Source organism: Mycobacterium lehmannii, from assembly GCF_002245535.1.
Lineage (GTDB): Bacteria > Actinomycetota > Actinomycetes > Mycobacteriales > Mycobacteriaceae > Mycobacterium > Mycobacterium lehmannii.
This window is the reverse complement of the sequence record NZ_NKCN01000031.1, coordinates 18,726-41,630: the sequence shown is the minus strand read 5'-3', so window position 1 is coordinate 41,630 and position 22,905 is coordinate 18,726. Positions and strand designations below refer to the sequence as shown.

Here is a 22,905-nt window from a genome sequence, read left to right as displayed (position 1 = left end):
GGGTTGGGTGGGTGTACGCGCCAGCGATCCGGGGTCAAGTGGTTCGCCCTCGCGGGTGGTGACGCGTAGTTGGTGGGCGGGTCCGGTGATGGTGATCTCGCCACTGTGGTGCAGCCGGTGATGATAGGGGCAGACCAGCACGAGGTTGTCCAGTTCGGTGGGCCCGCCGTCTTCCCAGTGCACGAGGTGATGAGCGTGCAGCCCGCGGGTGGCTCCGCAGCCGGGCACTCGGCAGGTGCGGTCGCGGTGCTCGAGGGCTCGGCGCAGGCGCCGGCTGATCACCCGCGTGGTGCGCCCGGCCCCGAGGGGTTGGCCGTTTCGTTCGAGCCAGATCTCGCAGCCGGTATCGCACAACAACAGTCGCCGATCGGCCTCCGAGAGCACCGGGCCCAGATGCGGCCAGGCGGCGGGCTTGTCGACATCGAAGTGCACGATCACGGTGGTGTCTTGGCCGTGGGGGCGCCGGGCCACCTCGGTGTCCCAGCCGGCGTCCACCAGGCGCATGAACGCATCACCCAGGCTGGGGAACGGCGGTTGGCGGCGCAGGTCGCCGAGTCGCTCGCGGCGTTCGTGCGTGTCGCCGTCTGTGTCGGGGCCGTGATCGCTGATGTGCTCGTTGATCAGCGCGTCGCGGTGGGACTGCAGGGCGGCATCGAACTTGGCCGCCTCCAGGGTGGGCAGGGTGATGCGGTAGGTGGTGGACTGCTCGCCGACGGTTTTGGTCAGCGACGGTTCGGGGGAAGGTGCGGGACGTTCGGGCTCAGGGCGCGGTTCGAGTTTGATCGCAAAGCGCAGCTGGCTGACGGTGGCCACCGACGCCAGCTGCGCATAGTGCTCATCAGATCCGGTGGCGGCGCGCTGGGCGATCACCCCGACCTGATCCAGCGACAGCCGGCCCTCACGCAGTTCCGTGGTGCAGCGGGGGAACTCCTCGATGCGCTGCGCGATAGCGGTGATCGCTTTGGCGGTGGTATCGGACAGGCCCAGCTTCCAGGCCACCAACGCTTTGACCGAGCGCGCACCGGTAGCCCCCCACGCCCCCTCCCGCTCGATCTGGGCGACGATGTCCACGATGCGCCCATCGATGGCGTTGCGTTGACCGGCCAACTCCTCCAGCGCAGCGAACTGCGCGCCCAGCCGCTCATCGGGCGACAACTCCTGGGCCTGCCCGGGTGCGGTCAACGTCATAACCGCATCATGACACCCCCCACCGACAAATCTCGCCGCCCACCATCCACCCAGCCAAAATTGGGTCTCGAATGCCGAAAACTTCCGCCACCGACCCGATTCCGGCAAAGCCGTACGCGCCGATGCGGATCTAGCTTGCGGCGCTCAACCCGGCGAGCTTCTGGATGAAACGGATCTCGTTGTCGTCGTGCGCCCGACCGTCGGGGTGGATCAGATCGCTGAACCACGTCTCCGGAAGCGTCGTGTACGGATCGTTCCAGGAGTCCCACGGAAGGTACGTCTGCGTCCGCCCCGCGACGAAGCCCCAGTTGTAGGCACCGACGTTGCGTCGCTTGGCAATCGGCAGGATGCCCTCGACCGTGCTGCCAAGGTTGCGGGCGAGGTACTCGGTGCACAGGATCGGCCGGCCCAGCGGGGCGAGCTCGTCGATGCGGTCCTCGAACTCGGACGGTTCAGCGTAGCTATGGAAGCTGATGATGTCGGAAAGCTCGAGCTGCAGGCTGGCGATCTCACTGCGGCTGCCGGGGTCGCGCCAATGGCCCTGCCACACGCCACTGGTCAACGGCTGAATCGGCTTGACCGCTCGCACCCACTGGAACACGTGCGGCAGGAACGCCGTGACCAGCTTCAGCTTGTCCGCGTGCTCGACCTTGCGGTAGTCCTTCGCGGGGTTGTCCGGCTCGTTCCACACGTCCCACCCGAGAACACGCGGATCGTTGCGGAACTGGCCGACCACGCCGGTGACATAGCTCTGCAGCACGCGGGTGTAGGCCGGATCCTCCAGGCGGTGAGCGCCGGGGCTTTGCACCCAGCCCGAGTTGTGCACTCCCTTGATCGGCGCGCGTTGGGGGCCGGCCTTGGGCAACGGATCCCAGCACGAGTCGAACAGCACGAACAGCGGTTTGATGTTGTGGCTTGCCGCGATGGAGACGAACTGGGACAGCCGCTGGCTGAATCCGGCTCGGTCCGCCGCCCATAGCTGGTCGTGCAGGAACACCCGCATGGTGTTCATCCCGATCCGCCTGGCCACGCTGAGCTCACCGGCGATACGGCGCGGATCGTAGGTGCCCGCCTGGAACATCTCGAGCTGGTTGACTGCATTCGAAGTGACATAGTTGGCGCCCAGCAGCCAGCCCTGCTCCCCATACCAGGCGTTGGCGCGGTCAGCCGACCACCGCCCCGTCTCGGCCGCAGCGGCGGACGGCAGCTTGGTCAGCGCCGCGGCGGCTGCGAGGTACAGCGGGAGTTTGAGGGCGGTTCGCCGGCGCACCTTGTGAACATAGTGTTCACACCCGAGCTGTTCGGTCCTCGTGTCTCATCTTGCAACGCAACAGGTTTCGAATCGTTATCAATCAGGTGACGCAAGTCACCGTGACGAGACAGGCTCAGACGGTCAGCCCGTCGGCGACCCGCGGCACCCGCTCGGCCTCCGCGCCGTCGAGCACCATCGCCGCGACCCGGTCCCTGTGCTCCTCGGTGCTGCCCAGCAGAACCGCGTTCGTCGCGGCGCGCTTGTAATAGAGATGGGCCTGGTGTTCCCAGGTGAACCCGATGCCACCGTGCACCTGAATGGTGTCGTTGGCGACGTGGGTCAGGGCGCCCGAGCAGACCGCCTGGGCGATGCTGGTGGCCAGTGCAGGATCGTCGGATCCGTCCGCCAGCGCCCAGATCGCATGATAGGCAGCCGACCTCGCGTGCTCGACGTCGACGAGCAGGTTCGCGAGCCGGTGCTTGACCGCTTGGAACGACCCGATCGGCCTGCCGAACTGCAACCGCGACTTCGCATAATCCACTGACAGGTCGAGCAGATGCTGAGCCGCGCCCACCTGCTCCACGGCAAGCAGCGCCGCACCGACCTGCAGCGCATGGTCGATGACCCGGGTGGCTTCCTCGGCCCCGGCGATCACGCGGGCAGGCGCATCGGTGAACGTTACGTTCGCCTCGGAGCGGGTGAGGTCGAGCGTGGCCAGCGGTGTGCGCTGCACTCCGTCGGCGGTGCCGTCGACGGCATACAAGGCGACGGCGTCACCGTCACGCGCGGCGACCAACAGGACGTCGGCGATGCCGCCATCGACGACCTGAGTCACCGTGCCTGTCAACGCATCTCCGGAAGCCGACACCGAGACGGCGTCCGGATCGAACGTGCCGGCGCGGTCCACCACGGCGAACGCCGCTGTGCGCCGACCCTCGACGAGGTCGCCGAGCAGCTCGTCGCGCACCGGCCCTGACGAGGCGGCCACGAGGGCCGGGATCGCCAGGTACACCGTGCCGAACAGCGGCCCACACGCCAACCGTGCCCCGAGCTCCTCGATGGCCACGGCCTGATCGATGAGCGTTCCGCCGACACCTCCGTCGGCCTCGGGCACCGACAGACCGAGCACGCCGAGCTCGCCGCCGAGTCGGGCCCAGACCTTGGGATCGAACGGCGGGTCGGACTCCATCAACCCGCGGACGGTCTCTTCGGAGAAGTGTTCTGCGCTGAACTTGCGCACCGCATCGCGTAATTGGCCCTGTTCTTCGGTGAATTTGTACTCGGCCTGCGAGGCTGGGCTGTCAACCACGGGGAATCTCCTTCCATGGCATGCCGGCGTCGGCACGCAGGTCGCCGGGCAGTCCAAGGATGCGTTCCCCGAGGATGTTCCGCATCACCTCAGACGTACCGCCTTCGATGGTGTTGGCCCTGCTCCGCAGGTACCGCTGCTGGATGGGCCCCTGCCAGTCGCTGTCCCTTTTTGCGACCGTGTGCCCGCTACCCTGCTGATAGCCGTGGTACAGAATTCCCTCGGGGCCAAGGAAATCCATGCACCACTGGTAGATGTCCTGGTTGAGCTCGGCGCCGACCAACTTGCCGACCGACCCCTCCGGGCCGGGTCCGCCGACCGTCGCGGCCGCGCGTGAGCGTTCGGAGGTGAGCCGTTGCGCCTCCGAGCGCAGCCACAGCTGTGTGAGCCGGTCCCGCAGCACCGGGGTGTGGCGCTCGGGTCGCGATGCCCACAGCCCGGTCGCATCGGCGATGGTGCCTGCGCCGCGCCTGCTGCCACTGCCGCCGAGTGCGGTGCGTTCGTTCATCAGCGTCGTCATCGCGACGGCCCAGCCGTTGTCGACCTCGCCGAGGCGGTGCTTGTCCGGGATGCGGGCGTCGCTGAAGTAGACCTCGTTGAACTCGGCCTGGCCCGTCATCTGGCGTAGCGGTCGCGTCTCGACACCGGCCCCGTGCATGTCGATGACGAAGTACGTCAGGCCCTTGTGCTTGGGCACATCGGGATTGGTGCGCGCGAGCAGCAGTCCCCAGCGCGCTCGGTGCGCGAGGCTGGTCCACACCTTCTGACCGTTGATGACCCAGTCGTCTCCGTCACGCACGGCCGATGTCGCAAGCCCGGCCAAGTCGGAGCCTGCGCCCGGCTCGGAGAACAACTGGCACCACAGGTCGTCGGTGGTTGCCAACGGGCGCAACCAATTTCGTTTGACGTCCTCGGTCTGGGCGTGTTCGCGGATGGTCGGCGCGGCCATGCCGTAGCCCATCGGGTTGAGCCCGAGGGGCACCGGGCCGCCCGCGCCCTGCAGGATGCGGTCGGCGACGGCCTGCAAACCGCGGGACACCCCGAGCCCACCGAGGCCTTCGGGAAAGTGCACCCAGGTCAGACCGGCGTCGTAGCACGCGCCGAGGAATTCGGGAATCGGCACGCTCTTCGGGTCGTGGTCGGCGACGACCCCGCGCGCCAGTTCGGCGACCCGACCGGCATCAGCGTCATTGCTCATGCAGTCACGATAGAAACTCGACGCGCGTCGAGAATCGGCGGGCTCCTCAATTCGGGCTCTGCTTGGGCGCTTGGCGTGTGCGAGCGACCGCCTTTGTACCTCTCGTTACGGCGTGTCGCCGTGCAGACGCGGTCGCTCGCGCTGACTTAGCCGTGCTGACTTAGCCGTGCTGACTTAGCCGCGGTACTTGGCCACCTTGTCCGCGTAGTCGTCGAGCAGCCGCACCGACTCATCGCGCGGTTTCGTGGGTAGCAGCAGGTTCACCTGCCGGTAGCCGAGGTCCTCGAGCGCGCGCCAATAATCCGGATTCGCAGGCGTCCCGAAGGTCGTCAACGGGACGTCGTGGCCCGCACCCTCGCGCATCTGGTCGATGCGTTTGGCGAGCCTCTCGACCGGCAGTGGATTGGAGATCCAGCCGGCTCCATGACGGATCACCCGCTTGACCGTGGCATCGGAGTCGCCGCCGACCACGATGGGTGGATGCGGTTTCCGCACCGGTTTGGGACGCAGGAACGAGGAGTCGAAGTCGACGAAGCGTCCGTGATACTCGGCGGGTTCATTGGTCCACAGCGCTTTGATCGCCTCGATGCGTTCATCCAGCAGCGCACCGCGGGTCTTGGGGTCGGTGCCGTGGTGGCGCAACTCCTCGATGTTCCACCCCGCACCCACACCGAACACGAACCGGCCATCCGAGATCACGTCGATGCTGGCCGCCTCCTTGGCGGTGGTGATCGGATCGCGCTGGATCAACAGCGCAATCCCGGTGACCAGTTGGATCTTCGTCGTCACCGCGGCTGCCGCGGCCAGCGTCACGAACGGATCCAGGGTCCGGTAGTAGACCTTCGGCAGGTCCCCGCCCATCGGATACGGCGACTGTCTGCTGGCCGGTATGTGGGTGTGCTCGGCGACCACGAGTGCGTGAAAGCCCCGCTCCTCGATGGCGCGGGCCAACGACACAGTGTCGATGGTGTCGTCATTGACGAATGTCGAAATCCCGAAGTCCATGCCGCTCTCGCTTCCGTCGATGCGCATGCCAACACCGGCGAACGACGCGGCTATTCCTCAGGCCAGCGGTTCACCGAACTTGGTAAGCACATGCCATTCCCCGCCGAACATGTCGAGACCCTGCCCGTTGGCGTCCCTGTCGGTCTGATCGCCCGCATAGCGATAGAGGGGATGGCCGCGGTACGTCACCTGCTCGCGGCCGTCGCGACGCGGCACCGTCCTGGCCGACGCCACGTCGATGCCGACGCCGCCGGCCGGATCGGCGTCCGCCAACAGTGGCAGCCAGGTGTCGGCGCATTCGCCGTAGCACGTCGGTTCGTTCAGAGCGTCCTGCGAGAAGACGTACAGCGTGCGCCCGGTGCTGTCGACGATGATCTGCCCGAGGTCGCCGCGGTCGTCGATCCCGAGCGAGACATCCCCGATCGGCAGCTTGCGCTCGACCGACGGGGGTGGATTCGGTGCCGGGGTGCGCGGCTCGGTGCGCGGAGCGGCCAACGGCGTCTGGGTGCCGGACTCTGCCGTCGCCGTACTGTGGGTCTCCTTGTTCTCGAGCGCGGCGCATCCGGACAGCACCATCAGGCTGACCATCAGGATCGAGGCGCACGTCGGCGACGTTCGTGGCGAGGGCATGATCAATCCATTTCCTTCGTTGTCAGCGCTCAAACGTGTCAGCGGCCCGCGTTGCGCGCCAACTCGATCACGTACTGGTTGACGAAATCACCGGCGGGCGGGTCACCCTTGCCGCATGTCCCGTCGGATTCGCCGGGCCGCTTGACCCACAGATAGGCGTCGGCGTGCGGACCCGCAGTGGCCGTAGTGGGCGCGACGCCCAGAGCCCGTCCGCTGGGATTGCACCAATAGAGCTCGCCCTCCGCCGGACCGTTCCCATTGCGGGACGTGTCGATCACGTAGTGCTTACCGTTCGTCAGGCCCGAGATCGCTTCGCCGTAACCGATTTCATCTTCGGTGGTGAAGAAGTTCGCAACGTTGAGGCTGAATCCCCGCGCGCCGGCGACGCCGGCCTGGTTGAGCCGAGACGCCATCTCCTCCGGGCTGTGCCAGCGCAGGTGGCCCGCGTCGACGTACACCGCGGTCGACGGGTTACGGGTCAGCGTGTCCACGGCGTAGCGGATCAGGTCGAAACGTTCCTGACGCTGATCCCCGGACAGGCAGTCGGCCATGGCGAGCGCGTCGGGTTCGACGATGACCACCGCGGGCACCGGGCCGATGTCGGCGGCAATGCCGTCGATCCACTGCCGATAGGCCTCACCGGATCCGTGCCCTCCCGCGGCGAAGCTTCCGCAGTCGCGGTGGGGAATCCCGTAGATGGCGAACACCGGTAGGGCACCGGCGGCCTGCGCGTCGCCCGCGTATTTCGCCACCGTCGACGCCGACGAGCCCGGCACCAGCCAATAGGCCTGCGGGGTGTTGGCGACCGCGGACAGTTCGGGGCTGGGCGGGTCCGCAGCTTGCGCGGCGCGCATCGCCTTGGACGTCGGGTTGACGTAGAAGGGCTTACCCGCCAACGGGTTGCCCTCGCTGGCCAAGCGCACCGTCGGCGCCGGGCCCTGCAACACCGGGCCGGCGGGGAGCCCCGCGGAGGCGACGACCGCCACGGTGAGCACGGGTGCGGTCAATCGCGAGACGGCGCGAACAGCTGAGGACATCACCCCAGGGAAATTAATGGCTCTTGATCGGCCTCGCCAATCCGGCCCTGGTAACCGACTGTGCAGCCTGCGGCCATGCTCGGCGAGGGTTCGAGGTTTGCGCGCGTTAGTGTGCTGGGGTCGGCCTTACCGACAAACCGGCAGAAAAGATGAGCAGATCTATGACCGCAGCACCTGAAACGTCGGCTATCGAAGCGCGGATCGGCCATTGGTACCGGATGGCCGACCCCTATCTCATCGGCCGCGAGAAGGTGCGCGAATACGCCCGCGCTGTGCAGGACTACCACCCCGCGCACTGGGACGTCGAAGCGGCCGCTGAGCTGGGATATTCGGGTCTGGTGGCACCGCTGACGTTCACGTCGGCCCCGGCCATGTCGTGTAACCGCCGCATGTTCGAGCAGGTGGTCGTCGGTTACGACACCTACCTGCAGACCGAAGAGGTCTTCGAGCAGCACCGCCCGATGGTGGCCGGCGACGAGCTGGTCATCGACGTCGAGTTGACGTCGGTGCGCAGGATCGCAGGGCGGGATCTGATCACCGTCACCAACACCTTCACCGACACCGCAGGCGAGCGGGTGCACACCCTGCACACCACCGTGGTAGGGCTGACCAGCGAAGACGTGGATCCGGACATCATGACCGCCGTTCACGCCAAGATGATGCACGACGTAGACATCTTCGCGGTCAGCGGAGCCGACGGCACATACGAGAAGACTGTCCGGCCCGAGGGCGAGGTCCGAATCGCCGACGGTTCGGACCGCCGACCGGGCACACCGTCGTTCGACGAGGTGAAGGTCGGCGACGAGCTCCCGGTGCGCCACACCCGGTTGTCCCGCGGCGATCTGGTCAACTACGCCGGCGTCGCCGGGGACGCCAACCCGATCCACTGGGACGAGGACATCGCCAAGCTGGCCGGACTACCCGACGTCATCGCCCACGGCATGCTCACCATGGGCCTCGGTGCCGGATTCGTCTCGGCCTGGTCGGGCGACCCGGGAGCGGTGACCCGCTACGCGGTCCGGCTGTCCGCACCCGCGATCGTCTCCGCCGAGGAAGGCGCTGACATCGAGTTCAGCGGCAGGATCAAGTCGCTGGATCCGGCGACCCGATCGGGTGTGATCGTGGTGGCGGCGCGATCCGCGGGGAAGAAGATCTTCGGCCTGGCGACGATGAACATCCGCTTCCGCTGAGACTCGGCACGGCTCAGCTGTTGGGCCGCGCGTCGCGCCCCGGTGGCGTCCGCAATCCGAGTGTGCGGCGACCGGCAGCGATCAGCTTCTCGCGCAGTGTGTCCTCGTCGACGTCGCCGTAGTCGACGCCCGCGGCGGAGGCGATCCCCGACATCACGAGCGCCGCTTTCACCTGACCGGCCAACCCGGGTTCCACATCCGCGAGCAGGCCCATCTGACGGTCGACGACCGCGGCCCAATCCGTCCGTGCCCGCAGCAATGCGGCGACGGTTGGGTCTCCGGTGAACAGCGGTATCAGTTCACGATTCGCGGCCGCCAGCGCGGCGTATCCACACAGCAGACGGTCGGCGCGAGCACGGGCTGAGCGCTGAGCGTCGGCTGCGGCGACGATCGCGGCGACCTCACCGATGAGCGGTTCCATCACCGCGGTCAGGAGTTCGTCGCGGGTGCGGAAGTGGTGGTAGATGGCGGACTTGGTAAGCCCTAGCTCTTCAGAGATCATCTGCAGCGACGTGCCTGCGACGCTGTGTTGTTTGAACAACTCGATCGCCACGTCGATGAGGCGTTGCCTGGTCGGACCGGCCTCCGAGGAGTGCTCGCTCACACAGATGTCTCTCTGTCGGATTACTTTCAACCGCCCACTCTAGCTGACCAGTCGTACAGGAGACTGCTGTACGGTTGGTCAGGAGTTGCCTTTACGATTGGTCAGGCGGACCCGCCCCGAAACCCGCAACGAGGAGAACCATGTCAACCGACTTTGACCGAAGGGATCGCACGGCGTTCGACCTGTCCGGCAAAGTCGTCGTCGTCGTGGGTGCCGGGCAGAGCGCCGGCCCCGGCATGGGGAACGGACGCGCCATCTCGATTCTGGCCGCGCGCCACGGCGCAGAGATCGTGGCCGTCGACCTGAACCCCACGGCGGTGCAGGAAACAGTTGAGATGATCACCGCCGAAGGCGGCCGGGCCTACGCCGTCGAAGCCGATGTCGCCGACAAAGGCGACTGCCAGAACATCTTCGACACGGCGATGGCGAGCAGCGGCCGTGTGGACGGGATGGTCTACAGCGCCGCCACCAATCCCCCGTTCGACTTCGACTCGAACTCGATGACCGTCGAGAACTTCAACTACGGCATCAACGTCAACATGCTCGGCTGCTACCACTGCAATCTCTTTGCCGCCCAATGCATGGAGAGGAATCCCGGCGACACCACCGGAAGCATCGTCAACATCTCGTCGATCGCCAGCGTCAAGAACGAGCTCGGGCTGAACATCGGCATCATGCCCTACGCACTGGGCAAAAGCGGTCTGAATCACATCACCGAACTGGCCGCCGTTCAGTTCGCCGAAGCCGGAATCCGGGTCAACACATTGATGTTGGGTCCCATCGACTCCGTGCTGGCCAACCGGGAGTCGCAGTCGTTGTTCGGATTGAACGCCGACGAGGCGACCGAACGGCACAGCGAGGTCGTCAAGCTGAAGATGGGCCGCGGCAGCGTATGGGAATCGGCGTATGCCGCCCTGTATCTGCTCGCCGACGAATCACGGTTCATGACCGGACAACAGATCCGCCTGGATGGTGGGGCCACCCTGGTGCGGTGACGCGGGGCCGCGCGTTTCAGCAGAGCCGGAGTAGCGCGCGGCTGACGATGTCCATCGCCGCGCCCGTCGAGATGCCGAGGTCGGCGCTGATCATATTGACCGCATCCGGCGCCAGGACACCGACGCTGGTGGCGGCGCAGGCCCGGTAGCCCTGCGTGAGCAACTCCTCCGCGGTCAGGAATGAATACCGGGGTTGAAGGTCACGCACGAATTCGTCCTCGGTCGCACCGGCCGGTGCGGCCAAGACGACTGCGAGGGTCGCGAGTCCGGCTCCAAGGCGCATCACGGGAAACATGTCGAACCTCCATCGACGGATCCCTTGCTCAGGCAGGTCGATGGTATGCCCGCGACGATGCACCCGTGGCGCTTTCAGCAAACCTCGTTCAGCGCCGCGGCTGGCTTCGCGCGTCCGTCAGGGCAGGACCACCCGATTCCACACCCGGTGTTGGCCGAGCGCGTTGAGCAGTGACTGCACCAGGGTCGCCGTGTCGGAGCCGGAGAACAGCCCGGGCCCATCGGTCGGAACCGCTACGGTGCCAGCAAGCTCGGTCCCCTCGGGCAGCATCGCGATCGCCTTGTGGTGTCGGAACATCTCGTCGACGATCGTTTTCGCCTTCGCGTTGGCCGGCGACCCCGCGATGAGTATCGCGTCGAACTCCACCGAACGAGCGGTGGCATAGGTGCGCGAGATGGGAATGGCACCACCGTCATGCTCGAGGGTGCCGCCGTGCGTGCCGACCACGAACGGCACGTTCTTGGCGTTCGCGATCGCGGCGACGGCGGCCGCCACACCGGCGAGATCGGAGTCCGGACCCGTGAGTATGCCGATCTGGCGGCCCTCGACCGGCCACTCCTGTCCAACTTGCGACAACGCGGGACTGAGCACCTCAGGGTCCGCGGGGACCACGGTGGGAGCCGGCGCCTCGAGGCCCAACCCCTCGGCCACCTTCGCGCACAGTTCGGGGTCGATGTTCGCCAGCGCCACCAGTTGGCGCTCCTTGACCGCCTGCTCGTAGCACTTGCCGAGTTCGAAGGTGTACGCCTCGGCGACGTGCTCCTGTTCGACCGCGCTCAGGCTGCGGTAGAACTGCGTCACCTGGCTGAAGTGGTCGTCGTAGGTGGCCGGGGCGTCGCGGCGTTTCGTCGATTCGGGAACGACGGTCGGCACCTCGATGAACGCGCCGGTATCCGCCCCCGCGAGGAACGGGCAACCGCCGTCGAGGGAGTTCGGCTTGTACGGCGCCACACCGGGATGCACGCCGCTCTGGTGGAACCCGTCGCGGAACATGTCGTTGACCGGAGCGTGCGGCCGGTTGATCGGGATGTGGCTGAAGTTCGGACCCGCCAGCCTGGTGATCTGGGTGTCGAGGTACGAGAACAGCCGCGCCTGAAGCAGCGGGTCGTCGGTGATGTCGATACCGGGCACCAGGTGGCCGGGATGGAAAGCGACCTGCTCGGTTTCGGCGAAGAAGTTCGTCACGTTGCGGTTGAGCTGCATCGTTCCGATGACCTGCACCGGGGCCAGTTCCTCCGGCACGATCTTCGTGGGGTCGAGCAGGTCGATGCCCTCGAACATCTGCTCCGGCGTGTCTGGGAAGACCTGCACGCCGAGATCCCACTCGGGGTAGACGCCCTTCTCGATCGCGTCCGCGAGGTCGCGGCGATGGAAGTCGGGATCCACCCCGGCGGTGATCTGCGCCTCCTCCCAGACCTGGGAGTGCACCCCGAGTCGCGGCTTCCAGTGGAACTTCACGAGCGACGTCGATCCGTCCGACCCGATCAACCGGAAGGTGTGGACTCCGAAGCCCTCCATCATCCGGTAGGACCGCGGGATCCCACGGTCGGACATGTTCCACATGGTGTGCGCCTGGGCTTCGGTGTGCAGCGACACGAAATCCCAGAAGGTGTCGTGCGCGCTTTGGGCCTGCGGGATCTCGCGGTCCGGATGCGGCTTGGCGGCGTGCACGACGTCGGGGAACTTGATGCCGTCCTGGATGAAGAACACCGGGATGTTGTTACCGACGAGATCGAAGGTGCCTTCCTTCGTGTAGAACTTGGTCGCGAACCCGCGGGTGTCACGCACCGTGTCGGCCGAGCCGCGATTGCCGAGCACCGTCGAGAAGCGGACGAAGACCTCGGTTTCCTCGCCGGACTTCAAAAACTCTGCCTTGCAGATCTTTTCGGCGGCCCCATTGCCGCGGAACACACCATGCGCGCCGGCGCCGCGGGCGTGCACCACCCGCTCCGGAATGCGTTCGTGGTCGAAGTGGGTGATCTTCTCGCGAAGGTGATGGTCCTGCAACAGAGTCGGCCCGCGCTCGCCGGCCTTTAGGGAGTGGTCGGTGTCATACAGCCGCGCGCCTTGCGTGGTGGTGAGGTAGGCACCCTGTTGGCCTCGGGCGGTCAATGGTCCCTCGGCGGGAGCACCCGTGGCCGTTCGCAGTTCGGGCGCACCCTGATCGACCTTGGGCGGCAGTGGGTCGCGCGGCGCCGTCGGCTCGTCGATCGACGGGGCCTCCGGACCTGGCGCACCGGGAATGTACGACGGATTGGGTTGTTCGGCCTTGCCCTCGCGCCTGAGCTCTTCGTTCCCGATCAGCGCCCCGGCCGCTTCCTTGGCCTTGCCCTTGGCCTCCTCGACGATGCCTTTGACGGCTTCCTTGGGTGCGCGGTCGTCCGCCATCGGTCTTTTCCTCCCGCGGGGTTGTTTCCGGGACCCAACGACTGTCGAATCGCGCCGAGCCCGCTTGCGGCGGCGGGTTTCCACTACGGGGGTACTTGAAACGTGTCAGAACTCAGGTGACGAGACGCGATGCGATGTTTGACCGCGAGCCGGGTGAACGTTGTTGCGGGCCGTCGCACACTTGTCACCGCCGCGCCTGGGTTGGAGCTGCTACTTCGCGACGGGGCGCAACACCCGAGCGCGACTTCACTCGTATGGGTCGCAACCCCGACGCGACGACCGCGTCCGCCACCGGGTTAGGGCGACAGGAGATACTCCACGTGCCTGTACGGGCCGCTGCTTCGCTGAGCGTTCCCCCACGGACGAAATCGCCCCACACCTCTTACCGGATTCAGGTGTGGCACGTGCATGGTGATGCTTCGGTTGGGGTCGCTGCCCGCTCATCGGCGTAACGGCCATCGGGCCGCCAGTCGAAGGGAAAGTGTTTACTCGAGCCGCCGTGGTACTCGTGCGACCACTCGAACCCGACGGCGTGATCACGCCCGACGACGCCCCATGTGGCGACCTGCCCGGGACCGACCTCGGCGCCAGGAGCGTTGACGGTGGTGACACGCCGATTCGGATCGGACGTGGGACCAGTGAGCGCGACAACCCGCACGTCGACCTTTGCGGGGATCTCGGCGCGCCAGTGGGCCAGGTCGTCGGCGGATTCGAACGTGATAGGTGCGTATTCGATGCCCCGCAGATCAGCGATCAGACTTGCAAACTGGGCAGGCCAGCCGCCTTCCTTGCCGGTGAAGATCCGCTCCAGCGCATGACGCTGGACTCCGTCGGCGGCGGCGTCGATATAGAACATCAACCTCATCATGGCGTCCGGATCACCGACCCACATGTTCCCGGTGAATTCCCCCAGAGAGACCACATTCAGCCCGGAGAGATCGGCCTCGCCGTAATGGCCCTCCCGAATATGCCAGACGAGAGTGAACAGGCAGTCGCCGTGCGTGGGTTCTTGAGCAAAACTGCATGGGCAGGGCAACTTACAGCTGCACACATCAAACCAGTCGCCCCGCAGATGCCAGTCGATAGCGGTCGGATTCGTGGACACAGTGGGTTCCCTTCTCTCATACCCCCCGGGGGTATACAGCCGGTCTCAGGGTAACCGCTGAGACCCTGGCGCACAAGTACCCCGGGGGGGTATATTCGGGCGCATGACCGGATCAACTCGGCGCCCGATGATCGTTCGGTGGGGGCCACAATTGCTCACCGCGGTATGGACGGCCGCGGGCGTGATGGCGGTGAGCGCGTGCGTATCGGTGGACGGACCCCCGGCCATCACATCGCCATACGAGCCCGCCAACGTCGCGCGGATTCTCGGGCCCGGCGAGTTCGCCGCGGCGATCGACGAACCCGATCGGTTAACGCTGAATGTCCACGTCCCCTTCGAGGGAGACATCCCCGGCACGGACATGTCGATTCCGTTCGACCAGATCGCCGCCCAAGCGAACCGCCTCCCCGCCGACCGCGACACCGCCCTGGCCGTCTACTGCCGCTCCGGCCCGATGAGTACCGTTGCAGCCGAGGCGCTTAGCGATCTCGGCTACACCGATGTCGTCGAACTCCGCGGGGGCATGCGCGCCTGGCAGGCCGAAGGTCGTCAGATTATCGGCATCTGACCTCACTCCGTGGCGGCGCGGCTTGCTACTGAATTTTGCCCGCGTTGAGCGGCACCCGCGGTTGGAGTCGGCCGGCCCGGTCCAGTCGGTAGAGCACTAACGCCGCCGTCACGCCGATGATGGTCAACACGATCCATGTCAGCTCTGGTCTTCCCGCTTCGGCTGCCTTCTGCATCAGTGTTCCTGTGCCGAGATTGCCGGCCAGGATCCCGATTCCGACGATCGTGTTGTAAAACCCGTAATGGGTTCCCACCAAGCGGCCACCGGCCAGCGACACCACCGTATCCATCTCGAATGGGAACACCGCGGCCGATCCGACCGCCAGTACCGCAGCACCGACGAAAAGTGCGGCCAACGCTGCGATCTCGCCGGCACGGCTTTTGTCGGGCAGCGCGGCCATCGGCATGAACGACAACGCGAGAATCAGCATGCCGGTCACCAGCGAACGTGTAGACCCCCACCTACTGGCGAACCATCGGGTTATCTTCAACTGCCCCGCGACCGCGATCAGCCCGGAGATTACGAAAATACCGGCCACTACGAGTGCTTCGGCATCCGGCATCAGTTCCTTGGCCTGTAGCGGTAACGCGAGATAGACCTGGAAAGACAGCACGTAGGAACCGATCATCGCCGCTGCGAAGAGCAGAAAGGAGCGATTGGCTAAAACCGTCCTCCAGTCATCCAATATCGACGAGTCATCTTGGTCCCGGGTGGCGTTGTGATGAGGGAGCGCGAAGAGTTGCGCAATGGTCAACGCCGCGAAGACAGCGGCGGCCGCAGTCGCAGCGATGCGGAAGTCGAGAACCATCAGAGCCAGGCCGACCAGCGGGCCGGCGAGAATTCCGCCCTGGTAAAAGACGTTGAACAGCGCGAAGGCCTCGATGCGGCGCGGTCCGGCGTCGGCGGCGAGGTAGGCGCGCACTGCCGGATTGAACAGCGCGCCGGCGAATCCCGTTGCTGCTGAGGCGATCAGGATGGCCGGTAGTGAGTCGGCAATGACCAGCAGGCCGAAACCGACGGTCCGCAGCAGGCACCCGGCGACGATGAGCGGTTTGTACCCGACGCGGTCGGCCAATGTTCCGCCGACGATGAACATGCCCTGCTGGGAGAAATTGCGCACGCCCAGGACCAGGCCGATGGCCCATGCGGCCAACCCGAGCGGTCCGGCCAGGTAACCGGCCAAGTACGGCATCAGCATGTAGAAGCCGAGGTTGATGCCGAATTGGTTGATCATCAGCAGCCGGCTCGGCCATCCGAAAGTGCGGAATTCGGTGACGATCCTCCTCATCGCGTCGTCCTCACCGGATCCACCACCGTGGTGCACCGTGTCCACGAGGACACCACACGTCGCGTGGGTTCGTCGATGACCGCCGGTTCGGTGGGAGGCGGTCCGCCCAGGAGGCCGTGCTGGCGGCAGAAATCGTCGTTGTAGACAGTGTCGAAGTAGCGCTGCGGGCCGTCGGGGAAGACCGCAGCGATCGTCATATCTGATGGATAGGTACGGGCTGCCCAGCCGGCGACCAGCGCCACCGCCCCGACACTCCATCCCCCGCTGGCATAGTGGGTGGCAGCCAATGTGCGACAAGCCCATACCGCTTCGGCGGGGGCAACCCAGTGGACCTCGTTGAAAGCGTCGTAGTCGACGTTTCGCGGATAGATGCTCGACCCTAGACCGCGCATGAGCCGTGCTGTCGCCGGTTGTCCGAAGATGGTGGAGCCCACCGTGTCGACACCGATCAATTGCAGGTCTGGGTTGAACTCTCGCAATACCCGAGCCACTCCCGACGAGTGGCCTCCGGTGCCGACAGAGCACACCAGCACGTCGACTTTGCCGAGTTGAGCCTGTAATTCCAGCGCCAAGCCGCGATACGCGTCGACATTGTCGGGATTGTTGTACTGATCCGGATACCAAGCGTGCTCATCGGCGGCCAGAACCTGCAGCACCCGGTCACGGCGCGCCTGCTGCCAACCACCGTCAGGATGCGGCTCGGTCACCAAGTCCACATCTGCGCCGTACGCCCGCAGCATCCGCTGGATGATCGGCTCCATGCCGGGGTCGGTGACGAGGGTGACAGGGTGCCGGTAGACGGTTCCTGCGAGCGCTAGGCCTAAACCCAATGTGCCGCTGGTGGATTCGACTATACGGCCACCGGGAGGGAGGACGCCGCTGGCGCGAGCCCGCTCCACCATGAACATGGCCGGGCGATCTTTCATGCCGCCGGGGCTGAAGCCTTCGAGCTTGGCCCAAAACCCAAGGTGTGCCGACGTGAACGGTTCGGCGATGCGCAGCACCGGAGTGTGACCGACCAGCGTGCCCGGCCGCTCATAGCGACCGAGGCATCTCTGGCCGGGGGCATGCAGGTCAGGAGCGTGAACAGTCAGAACGTGATTCATCGATGCATCGCTTCTGCGTCGAGCCGCGAAAGGTTGCACGCGGCAGCTGAAAGGGACGACGGTCACCGACCGAACCGCAACAAGCGGCATGGTCTGGCGCCACCGGATCAGCGTCGCGCGATGCAGAGCCGAGTGAGAATCACCCGACCTGAGAGAACAGTCGACCGTGCTCGAGGCGGCCCCCGGATCGCGGCCAATGCGGGTTGGTGCCAACACACCGCTACCACCGCGAGGGCGGCGGTCAACCCTAGAGCGATGAGTGAGGTGGACGCCCGCGGGAGAACCGCCTCAGCGAACGCGTCGGGAAGCAGCGGAGTCGGTGCATCACCGATGTGTGGATGGTCGATGACGACGGGATGTTCCCCTACGGACGCGGACGCAAGTGCATGCGGCCCGTGCGGCGGGGCGACGTCGTCGAGCGGCAGCGTCCACTGGGCAGCGACGGCGACCACCCACAACGCCAGGCCCAGCGCGATTACCGCGCGGACCCGTGTCACAGGGACGGCCACCGTGTAGCTCACAATGCCGCCGACTGTAGCAGCGCAGCATCGGCTGGTTCGGCGGCGCGAGGAGTTGACGCAATCTCGTTATCGCCTCGCGACAGCAGCTTCGAGGGCTGCCTAGCGTGGGGTTATCGCGGTCATGGACTGCTCCATCAGCCCGGACAGCTCGGCGCTTTCTTCATCGAATCTTCACAGAACGACTAACGCAGCCCGAATCATTCGGAGAAGGCTTGGTCGCGAATCGATGTGGATGACGGCGAGAGGAATGTCTGTTGACAAGGAGCAAATATGTGGCGGCCGCCGCGACGGTCCTGACCGCGGCATCGGTCATCGCTGCGTGCAGCAACTCTGCGAGTAACGAGTCGACGTCGGCGTCGCCCACTAACGCACAAACCTCGATCGCGGCCCCGGCCGCAGGGCACAATCATGCCGACGTGATGTTCGCCCATCACATGATCCCGCACCACCAGCAGGCGATCGAGATGAGCGACGTGATCCTTGCCAAGCAGGGGATCGATCCTCGAGTGGTCGATTTAGCGAAGCAGATCAAGGATGCGCAGGGACCAGAGATCAAACAGATGCAGGGTTGGCTCGACCAGTGGGGTATGCCCGAGATGAGCGGCATGCCAGGCGAGAGTGGGATGCCAGGTCAGAACCACACACCGGGGAATATGCCACCCGGCCACGGGGGTATGCACGGCCCTGATACAAGCGGATCACCTATGCCGGGCGGATCAATGATGCCCAGCGGATCGATGATGCCGGGGATGGGAGGCATGTCCGGCATGGAAGGGATGCTCTCGCCGGCCGAAATGCAAGCCTTGCGGGACTCTCAGGGCGTAGAGGCCAGCAAGCTGTTCCTGTCCCAGATGATCGAGCACCATCAGGGTGCGATCACCATGGCGCAGAACGAGATCAACAACGGACAGTTCCCCGATGCCGTCGCGCTGGCCAAGTCGATCGTGAGCAGCCAACAGAAGGAGATCGACACCATGAACGAGATACTCAAGTCGCTGTAGGCGCTGGGACGGCCCCCACGTGATGATGTCTCGAGTTCCCGGTTACCTGACAGGCAAGTCCCGCTTGTCGGGATCGAGGGCAGCCGCCGGTGGCTGAATCGGCACCGTCACGGTGAAGGTGGTCCCGGTTCCGGGCCCTTGACTTGTCGCGTCGATCTGGCCGCCATGGGCTTCCGTCAGCGCTTTGGCGATCGCGAGTCCGATTCCTGCGCCGCCTCGGTCACGATATCGGGCGACGTCTGCGCGGTAGAAGCGTTCGAAGAGATGTGGGAGGTGTTCGGCAGTGACACCCACGCCGTCGTCGGTGACGGTGAAGACGGCGTCGCTGCCGTGACGTGCGACCGCCAGGGTGACGTGGCCGCCGGCGGCGGTGTGACGCAGGGCGTTGTCGAGTAGGTTCCCCAGTACCTGCCCCAAGCGCTGCCTGTCACCCCACAATCGGGGGGCCTCGTCGACATGGGAAGTCAATGCCACGCTTTCGGCGGCGAAGCGATCTGCGACGGCGGCGATTGCCGCGTCGACCAACTGCCCGGAATCGACCCATTCCAATGTGATGGCCGTGTGCGCCTCTTCGGCTTGCGCGAGGGCGGCGGCGTCAGCAGAGAAACGCACGAGCCGACCGGTTTGCTCACGCAGCGTCGCGACGGTACGCGCGTCGAGAGTCTTCACGCCATCCTCGACGGCTTCCAGATAGGCGTCGAGCACGGCGACCGGGGTTCGGATTTCGTGGGCCAGGTCGCCGAACAATCGACGGCGGGTCGATTCCACCGCCCGCAGTCGATGCGCCATCTGGTTGAAAGCGGCTGCCAAACCATCAAATTCAGATCCGAGTTGAGGCGGCGTCACCTGAACGTCGTAGCGGCCCTCGGCGACGGTGATCGCCGCCGCGGATATCTCAGCGAGCGAGTGCTGGACGCGTCGGCTCAGATAGACGGTGACCACGAACGCCGTCAAGGCAGCCACCGCGATCGCGACAGCGATCGAGATAGCGGTGGCGTGCCAGTACGCCTGTTCGGCGTGGAATTGTTCACTGGAGTCATCTGGCACACCGGCTTGATGGAGGTGGTCGCGGAACAACGGCGGACCGACCAACGAGGCCACCGCCCAAGTGGTTACGCCGACCGCAAGCAACACCAACGCCTGTCCCAGCAGCAACCGGCGGAGCATGCCGGAACGCGCCGGCGCCCTCATCGCCCCGTCCCCATCCGGTACCCCACCCCACGCACGGTGAACACGAATCTCGGCTCGGCGGGGTCGTCACCGAGCTTGCGCCGAACATGCCCGACGTGGACATCGACGAGGTGGCTGTTCCCCACCCATGGTTCTCCCCAGACTGCGTCGATGAGCTGCCGACGGCTCCACACCACACCAGGACGGGACGACAGTGCAGCGAGAATGTCGAACTCGGTGCGAGTCAGCGTGATTGGCTTGGTGTCGAGATACACCTGTCTGCCGGCTACATCGATTGACAAAGGACCGAACACGCGCGGCTTCGGCACGTCGGCGCCCCTCGGATTGGATGTCGGAGCTGGCGTGCCAACGGTACGCGGACGACGGAGCATGGCCCGGATGCGGGCGACCAATTCCCGTGGGCTGAACGGCTTGGTCACATAATCATCTGCGCCGACCGAGAGTCCAATGATCGTGTCGACCTCGGTATCGCGGGCCGTCAGCATCACCACATAGGCATCGGAAAACGTCCGCAGCTGACGACAAACCTCTAACCCGTCAATGCCCGGCAATCCCAGATCCAACACAACCACATCCGGGTCGACCTCACGCGCCACGGCGAGCGCTTCAACCCCGTTGTGGCGGATCGTAACCTCGAAATGCTCCCGGGTGAGGTAGCTCGCCACCACTTCCGCCAGTGATTCTTCATCGTCGACGACGAGGGCGCGGTATCCGAGGTCCGCAGTGCCAGCCGACGATTGCGCGGCGCTGTCCATCACTCCATCGTGCCGCCCAACCGCCCGCTTACCGGCCGTTGAAGAAATCTTCACACAATCAAACCGTCCGCGCAGGCAGCGCCCGATGGGCCTGGCGAGGGAAGTGCAAATTGCCCGGCCGGCGGAGAGGACCGATGAGAATGCGCGCCTCACCTAACCAGCACCCGATACACCCTTTCGCCATCGTTGCGCTCGCCTAGCCTCCGTAGAATTGCGCTAGTTTTCCGCGCTCGAGAAGGGCCGCAATGAGCACTTACCTGCCGGATCGCGCCATTGAAAACAGGACGCTGACGAAGGTCACCTGGCGCCTCATTCCGTTCCTCTTCCTGCTCTACGTCGTCAACTACCTCGACCGGGTCAACATCGCGTTCGCCGGGCCCAACGGTATGAACGACGACCTCGCGATGAGCGCCAAGACGTTCGGCTTCGCCTCGGGGATCTTCTTTCTCGGCTATCTGCTGCTCGAAGTGCCCAGCAACATCGCACTTAACAAGTTCGGCGGCAGGCGCTGGCTGGCGCGGATCATGGTGAGTTGGGGAATCATCAGCGCCGCAATCGCATTCGTACCGAATGCGGAGATGTTGATCGTTCTGCGCTTTCTTCTCGGCGTGGCCGAGGCCGGCTTCTTCCCGGGCATCATTTTGTACCTCACGTTCTGGTTCCCCGAGAAGCAACGGTCACGCGCGGTTTCGCTGTTCATGGTCGCCGTACCCGTCTCGACCGCGGTCGGATCGACGATCTCGTCGTTGATCATCGACTGGGGACACGGCTTTCTCGGGTTGGCCGGCTGGCGGTTCATGTTCCTGGTCGAGGGGCTTCCCGCCGTCATCCTTGGCGTGATCTGCTGGTTCTATCTCACCGATCGGCCCGGTCTCGCGGGCTGGATGCATCATGACGAAAAGGATTGGCTGCAGACCACATTGGACGATGAGCGGGCGGCCGCCGAACGCAGCGGTGGCCACTGGCCGCTGAAGAAGGCCCTGACCCATCCGCGCATCCTGGCCCTGGCGTTCATCTACTTCGGGATCACCTATGGGCTGTACGCGGTCGGGTTCTTCCTGCCCACCATCGTCGCCGGGTTTCAAGAGGAGTACGGCGTCCATCTGGGCGTCATCCAACGCGGACTTGTCACCTCGATTCCGTACGCGGTGGCCGCGATCGTCATGGTGCCCTGGGCCTGGCACTCGGACCGAACCGGCGAGCGGGTCTGGCACGTCGCCATCCCGGCGATCGTGGGCGGTGTATCCATCCCCGCCGCCCTCTACATGACCGACGTCTACCTGGCGATGTTGGCCGTCACCTTGTGTACCTGCGCCGTCATGTGCGCGTTGCCCGTGTTCTGGTCCCTGCCATCGGCTTTCCTCACCGGCGCGGCCGCCGCCGGTGGTATCGCATTGATCAACTCGCTGGGCAACCTGAGCGGGTTCGGTGGGCCGTACATCACCGGCTGGCTCACCGATCTGACCGGCAACAGCAAGGTGGCGCTGTGGGTGGTCGGCACGCTGTCGTTGGCCGCGGCCGCTCTGGTCGTCGCCCTGGGTAGCCGGCCACGGCTCGCTGCTGCGGAGATCAGCAGTCAGTAGCGGGAAGGCCGGCGAGCACCCCGTCGATGATCTCCGCCGCGGTCCTCGCGGCCTGCTCGACGTCACCGGCGGCGATGTGCTCGAGCAGCACACCGTGATCGACGACTTCCACGGCGGCGTCCTGGCCGCTGGCGACGCTGGCCGCGATGGCTTCCATCAGGCCCCGGTACAGCTCCGTCAGCGTCGCGTTGTGCGAACTGCGAACCACCGCGAGGTGAAAGTCGGCGTCGGCGCGGGCGAATTCGTCGGTGTTTCCACCGGCCAGACAGGCGTCTCGACGGGCCAGCAATGCGCGCAGCTCGACCAGATCGTCGTCGGTTCGGCGGTCCGCGGCCGCCCTGGCGCCCTCGACCTCGAGAGCACGGCGAACCGCAAGCACGTCGCGCCACTCGGCGCCGCAGAGCCGGCGCAGCGCGCCCGACACCTCGCTGGTTGCCCGGACGTAGGTGCCGTCCCCCTGTCGCACCTCGAGGATGCCGGCGTGGGCCAGCGCCCGGACCGCCTCGCGCACGGTGTTGCGGCCGACGCCGAGCGACGCGACCAGGACCGTCTCGTTGGGGATGCGCTGTCCGACCGGCCATTCACCGCGCGCGACCGAGTCCCGTAACTGCTCGATGACCTGGTCGACGAGGCCCGACCGGCGCGCGGTGATCAACGGCACAGAGACATCCTTTCAACCAATCATAGGATGTATGG

Annotated in this window: 22 protein-coding genes; 5 read left to right on the top strand and 17 right to left on the bottom strand. The window is 65.7% G+C overall.

Annotated elements, in window-relative coordinates; all coding sequences use genetic code 11:
- The 7 genes from CEX87_RS24160 to CEX87_RS24130 all read right to left on the bottom strand — a co-directional run.
- A partial coding sequence (locus CEX87_RS24160) for an HNH endonuclease signature motif containing protein (RefSeq protein WP_094289431.1) occupies window positions 1-1,188 on the bottom strand: 1,188 nt, incomplete at its 3' end.
- A 130-nt stretch (window positions 1,189-1,318) separates the two neighbouring features.
- A complete protein-coding gene (locus CEX87_RS24155) occupies window positions 1,319-2,458 on the bottom strand; it encodes a glycoside hydrolase 5 family protein (protein WP_064395092.1) in 1,140 nt (379 codons plus the stop codon).
- Window positions 2,459-2,573: 115 nt separating this feature from the next.
- A complete protein-coding gene (locus CEX87_RS24150) occupies window positions 2,574-3,749 on the bottom strand; it encodes an acyl-CoA dehydrogenase family protein (protein WP_198957296.1) in 1,176 nt (391 codons plus the stop codon).
- A complete protein-coding gene (locus CEX87_RS24145; protein ID WP_064395094.1) occupies window positions 3,742-4,947 on the bottom strand; it encodes an acyl-CoA dehydrogenase family protein in 1,206 nt (401 codons plus the stop codon). Before CEX87_RS24145 ends, CEX87_RS24150 begins: the two co-directional genes overlap by 8 nt.
- Window positions 4,948-5,121: 174 nt before the next feature.
- Window positions 5,122-5,952 (bottom strand): LLM class F420-dependent oxidoreductase, encoded by an 831-nt coding sequence (locus CEX87_RS24140; protein ID WP_094289435.1) that lies wholly within the window; start codon window positions 5,950-5,952, stop codon window positions 5,122-5,124.
- Window positions 5,953-6,009: 57 nt separating this feature from the next.
- The gene (locus CEX87_RS24135) at window positions 6,010-6,582 is read right to left on the bottom strand and encodes a COG4315 family predicted lipoprotein (protein ID WP_094289428.1); all 573 of its coding nucleotides are present in this window, start codon (window positions 6,580-6,582) and stop codon (window positions 6,010-6,012) included.
- A 38-nt stretch (window positions 6,583-6,620) separates the two neighbouring features.
- Window positions 6,621-7,622 (bottom strand): glycoside hydrolase family 6 protein, encoded by a 1,002-nt coding sequence (locus CEX87_RS24130; protein ID WP_198957295.1) that lies wholly within the window; start codon window positions 7,620-7,622, stop codon window positions 6,621-6,623.
- Between the two features lie 158 nt (window positions 7,623-7,780).
- Between CEX87_RS24130 and CEX87_RS24125 the strand changes: the two genes are divergently transcribed.
- Complete coding sequence (locus CEX87_RS24125; RefSeq protein ID WP_094289426.1) at window positions 7,781-8,809, top strand: fused (3R)-hydroxyacyl-ACP dehydratase subunits HadA/HadB; 1,029 nt, start codon at window positions 7,781-7,783, stop codon at window positions 8,807-8,809.
- 13 nt (window positions 8,810-8,822) lie between these two features.
- Here the strand turns inward: CEX87_RS24125 and CEX87_RS24120 are convergent, their stop codons facing one another.
- Window positions 8,823-9,413, bottom strand: coding sequence for a TetR/AcrR family transcriptional regulator (locus tag CEX87_RS24120; protein ID WP_094289425.1), 591 nt, complete (start codon window positions 9,411-9,413; stop codon window positions 8,823-8,825).
- Between the two features lie 140 nt (window positions 9,414-9,553).
- Between CEX87_RS24120 and CEX87_RS24115 the strand changes: the two genes are divergently transcribed.
- Complete coding sequence (locus tag CEX87_RS24115; RefSeq protein WP_064395099.1) at window positions 9,554-10,408, top strand: SDR family NAD(P)-dependent oxidoreductase; 855 nt, start codon at window positions 9,554-9,556, stop codon at window positions 10,406-10,408.
- A gap of 16 nt (window positions 10,409-10,424) precedes the next feature.
- On the opposite strand, the gene CEX87_RS24110 is transcribed toward CEX87_RS24115, so the two are convergent.
- The 3 genes from CEX87_RS24110 to CEX87_RS24100 form a co-directional block, all read right to left on the bottom strand.
- Window positions 10,425-10,703 carry a DUF732 domain-containing protein gene (locus CEX87_RS24110; RefSeq protein ID WP_064395100.1) on the bottom strand — a complete coding sequence of 93 codons (279 nt, stop codon included), beginning with the start codon at window positions 10,701-10,703 and terminating at the stop codon, window positions 10,425-10,427.
- Window positions 10,704-10,820: 117 nt separating this feature from the next.
- Window positions 10,821-13,091 carry a catalase gene (locus tag CEX87_RS24105; RefSeq protein ID WP_094289423.1) on the bottom strand — a complete coding sequence of 757 codons (2,271 nt, stop codon included), beginning with the start codon at window positions 13,089-13,091 and terminating at the stop codon, window positions 10,821-10,823.
- Between the two features lie 391 nt (window positions 13,092-13,482).
- The gene (locus CEX87_RS24100; protein ID WP_318255017.1) at window positions 13,483-14,196 is read right to left on the bottom strand and encodes a DUF1326 domain-containing protein; all 714 of its coding nucleotides are present in this window, start codon (window positions 14,194-14,196) and stop codon (window positions 13,483-13,485) included.
- A gap of 103 nt (window positions 14,197-14,299) precedes the next feature.
- Between CEX87_RS24100 and CEX87_RS24095 the strand changes: the two genes are divergently transcribed.
- Complete coding sequence (locus CEX87_RS24095) at window positions 14,300-14,764, top strand: rhodanese-like domain-containing protein (protein ID WP_233151502.1); 465 nt, start codon at window positions 14,300-14,302, stop codon at window positions 14,762-14,764.
- Between the two features lie 25 nt (window positions 14,765-14,789).
- Here CEX87_RS24095 and CEX87_RS24090 read toward each other — a convergent pair whose 3' ends face one another.
- The 3 genes from CEX87_RS24090 to lpqS form a co-directional block, all read right to left on the bottom strand.
- Window positions 14,790-16,052, bottom strand: a complete 1,263-nt coding sequence (locus CEX87_RS24090) for an MDR family MFS transporter (protein WP_064395147.1) — start codon at window positions 16,050-16,052, stop codon at window positions 14,790-14,792.
- Window positions 16,049-17,158, bottom strand: coding sequence for a PLP-dependent cysteine synthase family protein (locus CEX87_RS24085; protein ID WP_064395103.1), 1,110 nt, complete (start codon window positions 17,156-17,158; stop codon window positions 16,049-16,051). The genes CEX87_RS24090 and CEX87_RS24085 overlap by 4 nt, the downstream gene beginning before the upstream one ends.
- A gap of 107 nt (window positions 17,159-17,265) precedes the next feature.
- A complete protein-coding gene (gene lpqS, locus CEX87_RS24080) occupies window positions 17,266-17,679 on the bottom strand; it encodes a putative copper homeostasis (lipo)protein LpqS (RefSeq protein ID WP_064395104.1) in 414 nt (137 codons plus the stop codon).
- Window positions 17,680-17,951: 272 nt separating this feature from the next.
- Here lpqS and CEX87_RS24075 point away from each other — a divergent pair, with 272 nt between their 5' ends.
- Window positions 17,952-18,680, top strand: a complete 729-nt coding sequence (locus CEX87_RS24075; protein WP_094289421.1) for a DUF305 domain-containing protein — start codon at window positions 17,952-17,954, stop codon at window positions 18,678-18,680.
- 42 nt (window positions 18,681-18,722) lie between these two features.
- Here the strand turns inward: CEX87_RS24075 and CEX87_RS24070 are convergent, their stop codons facing one another.
- A complete protein-coding gene (locus CEX87_RS24070) occupies window positions 18,723-19,871 on the bottom strand; it encodes a sensor histidine kinase (RefSeq protein WP_064395106.1) in 1,149 nt (382 codons plus the stop codon).
- Window positions 19,868-20,626, bottom strand: coding sequence for a response regulator transcription factor (locus CEX87_RS24065; RefSeq protein ID WP_094289417.1), 759 nt, complete (start codon window positions 20,624-20,626; stop codon window positions 19,868-19,870). The genes CEX87_RS24070 and CEX87_RS24065 overlap by 4 nt, the downstream gene beginning before the upstream one ends.
- Before the next feature lie 245 nt (window positions 20,627-20,871).
- Between CEX87_RS24065 and CEX87_RS24060 the strand changes: the two genes are divergently transcribed.
- Window positions 20,872-22,209 carry an MFS transporter gene (locus CEX87_RS24060; protein ID WP_094289415.1) on the top strand — a complete coding sequence of 446 codons (1,338 nt, stop codon included), beginning with the start codon at window positions 20,872-20,874 and terminating at the stop codon, window positions 22,207-22,209.
- On the opposite strand, the gene CEX87_RS24055 is transcribed toward CEX87_RS24060, so the two are convergent.
- Entirely contained in the window at window positions 22,196-22,870 is a 675-nt protein-coding gene (locus CEX87_RS24055; RefSeq protein WP_094289413.1) for a FadR/GntR family transcriptional regulator, read from the bottom strand. The two genes, CEX87_RS24060 and CEX87_RS24055, sit on opposite strands and share 14 nt — an antisense overlap.
- Window positions 22,871-22,905 lie beyond the last annotated feature (35 nt).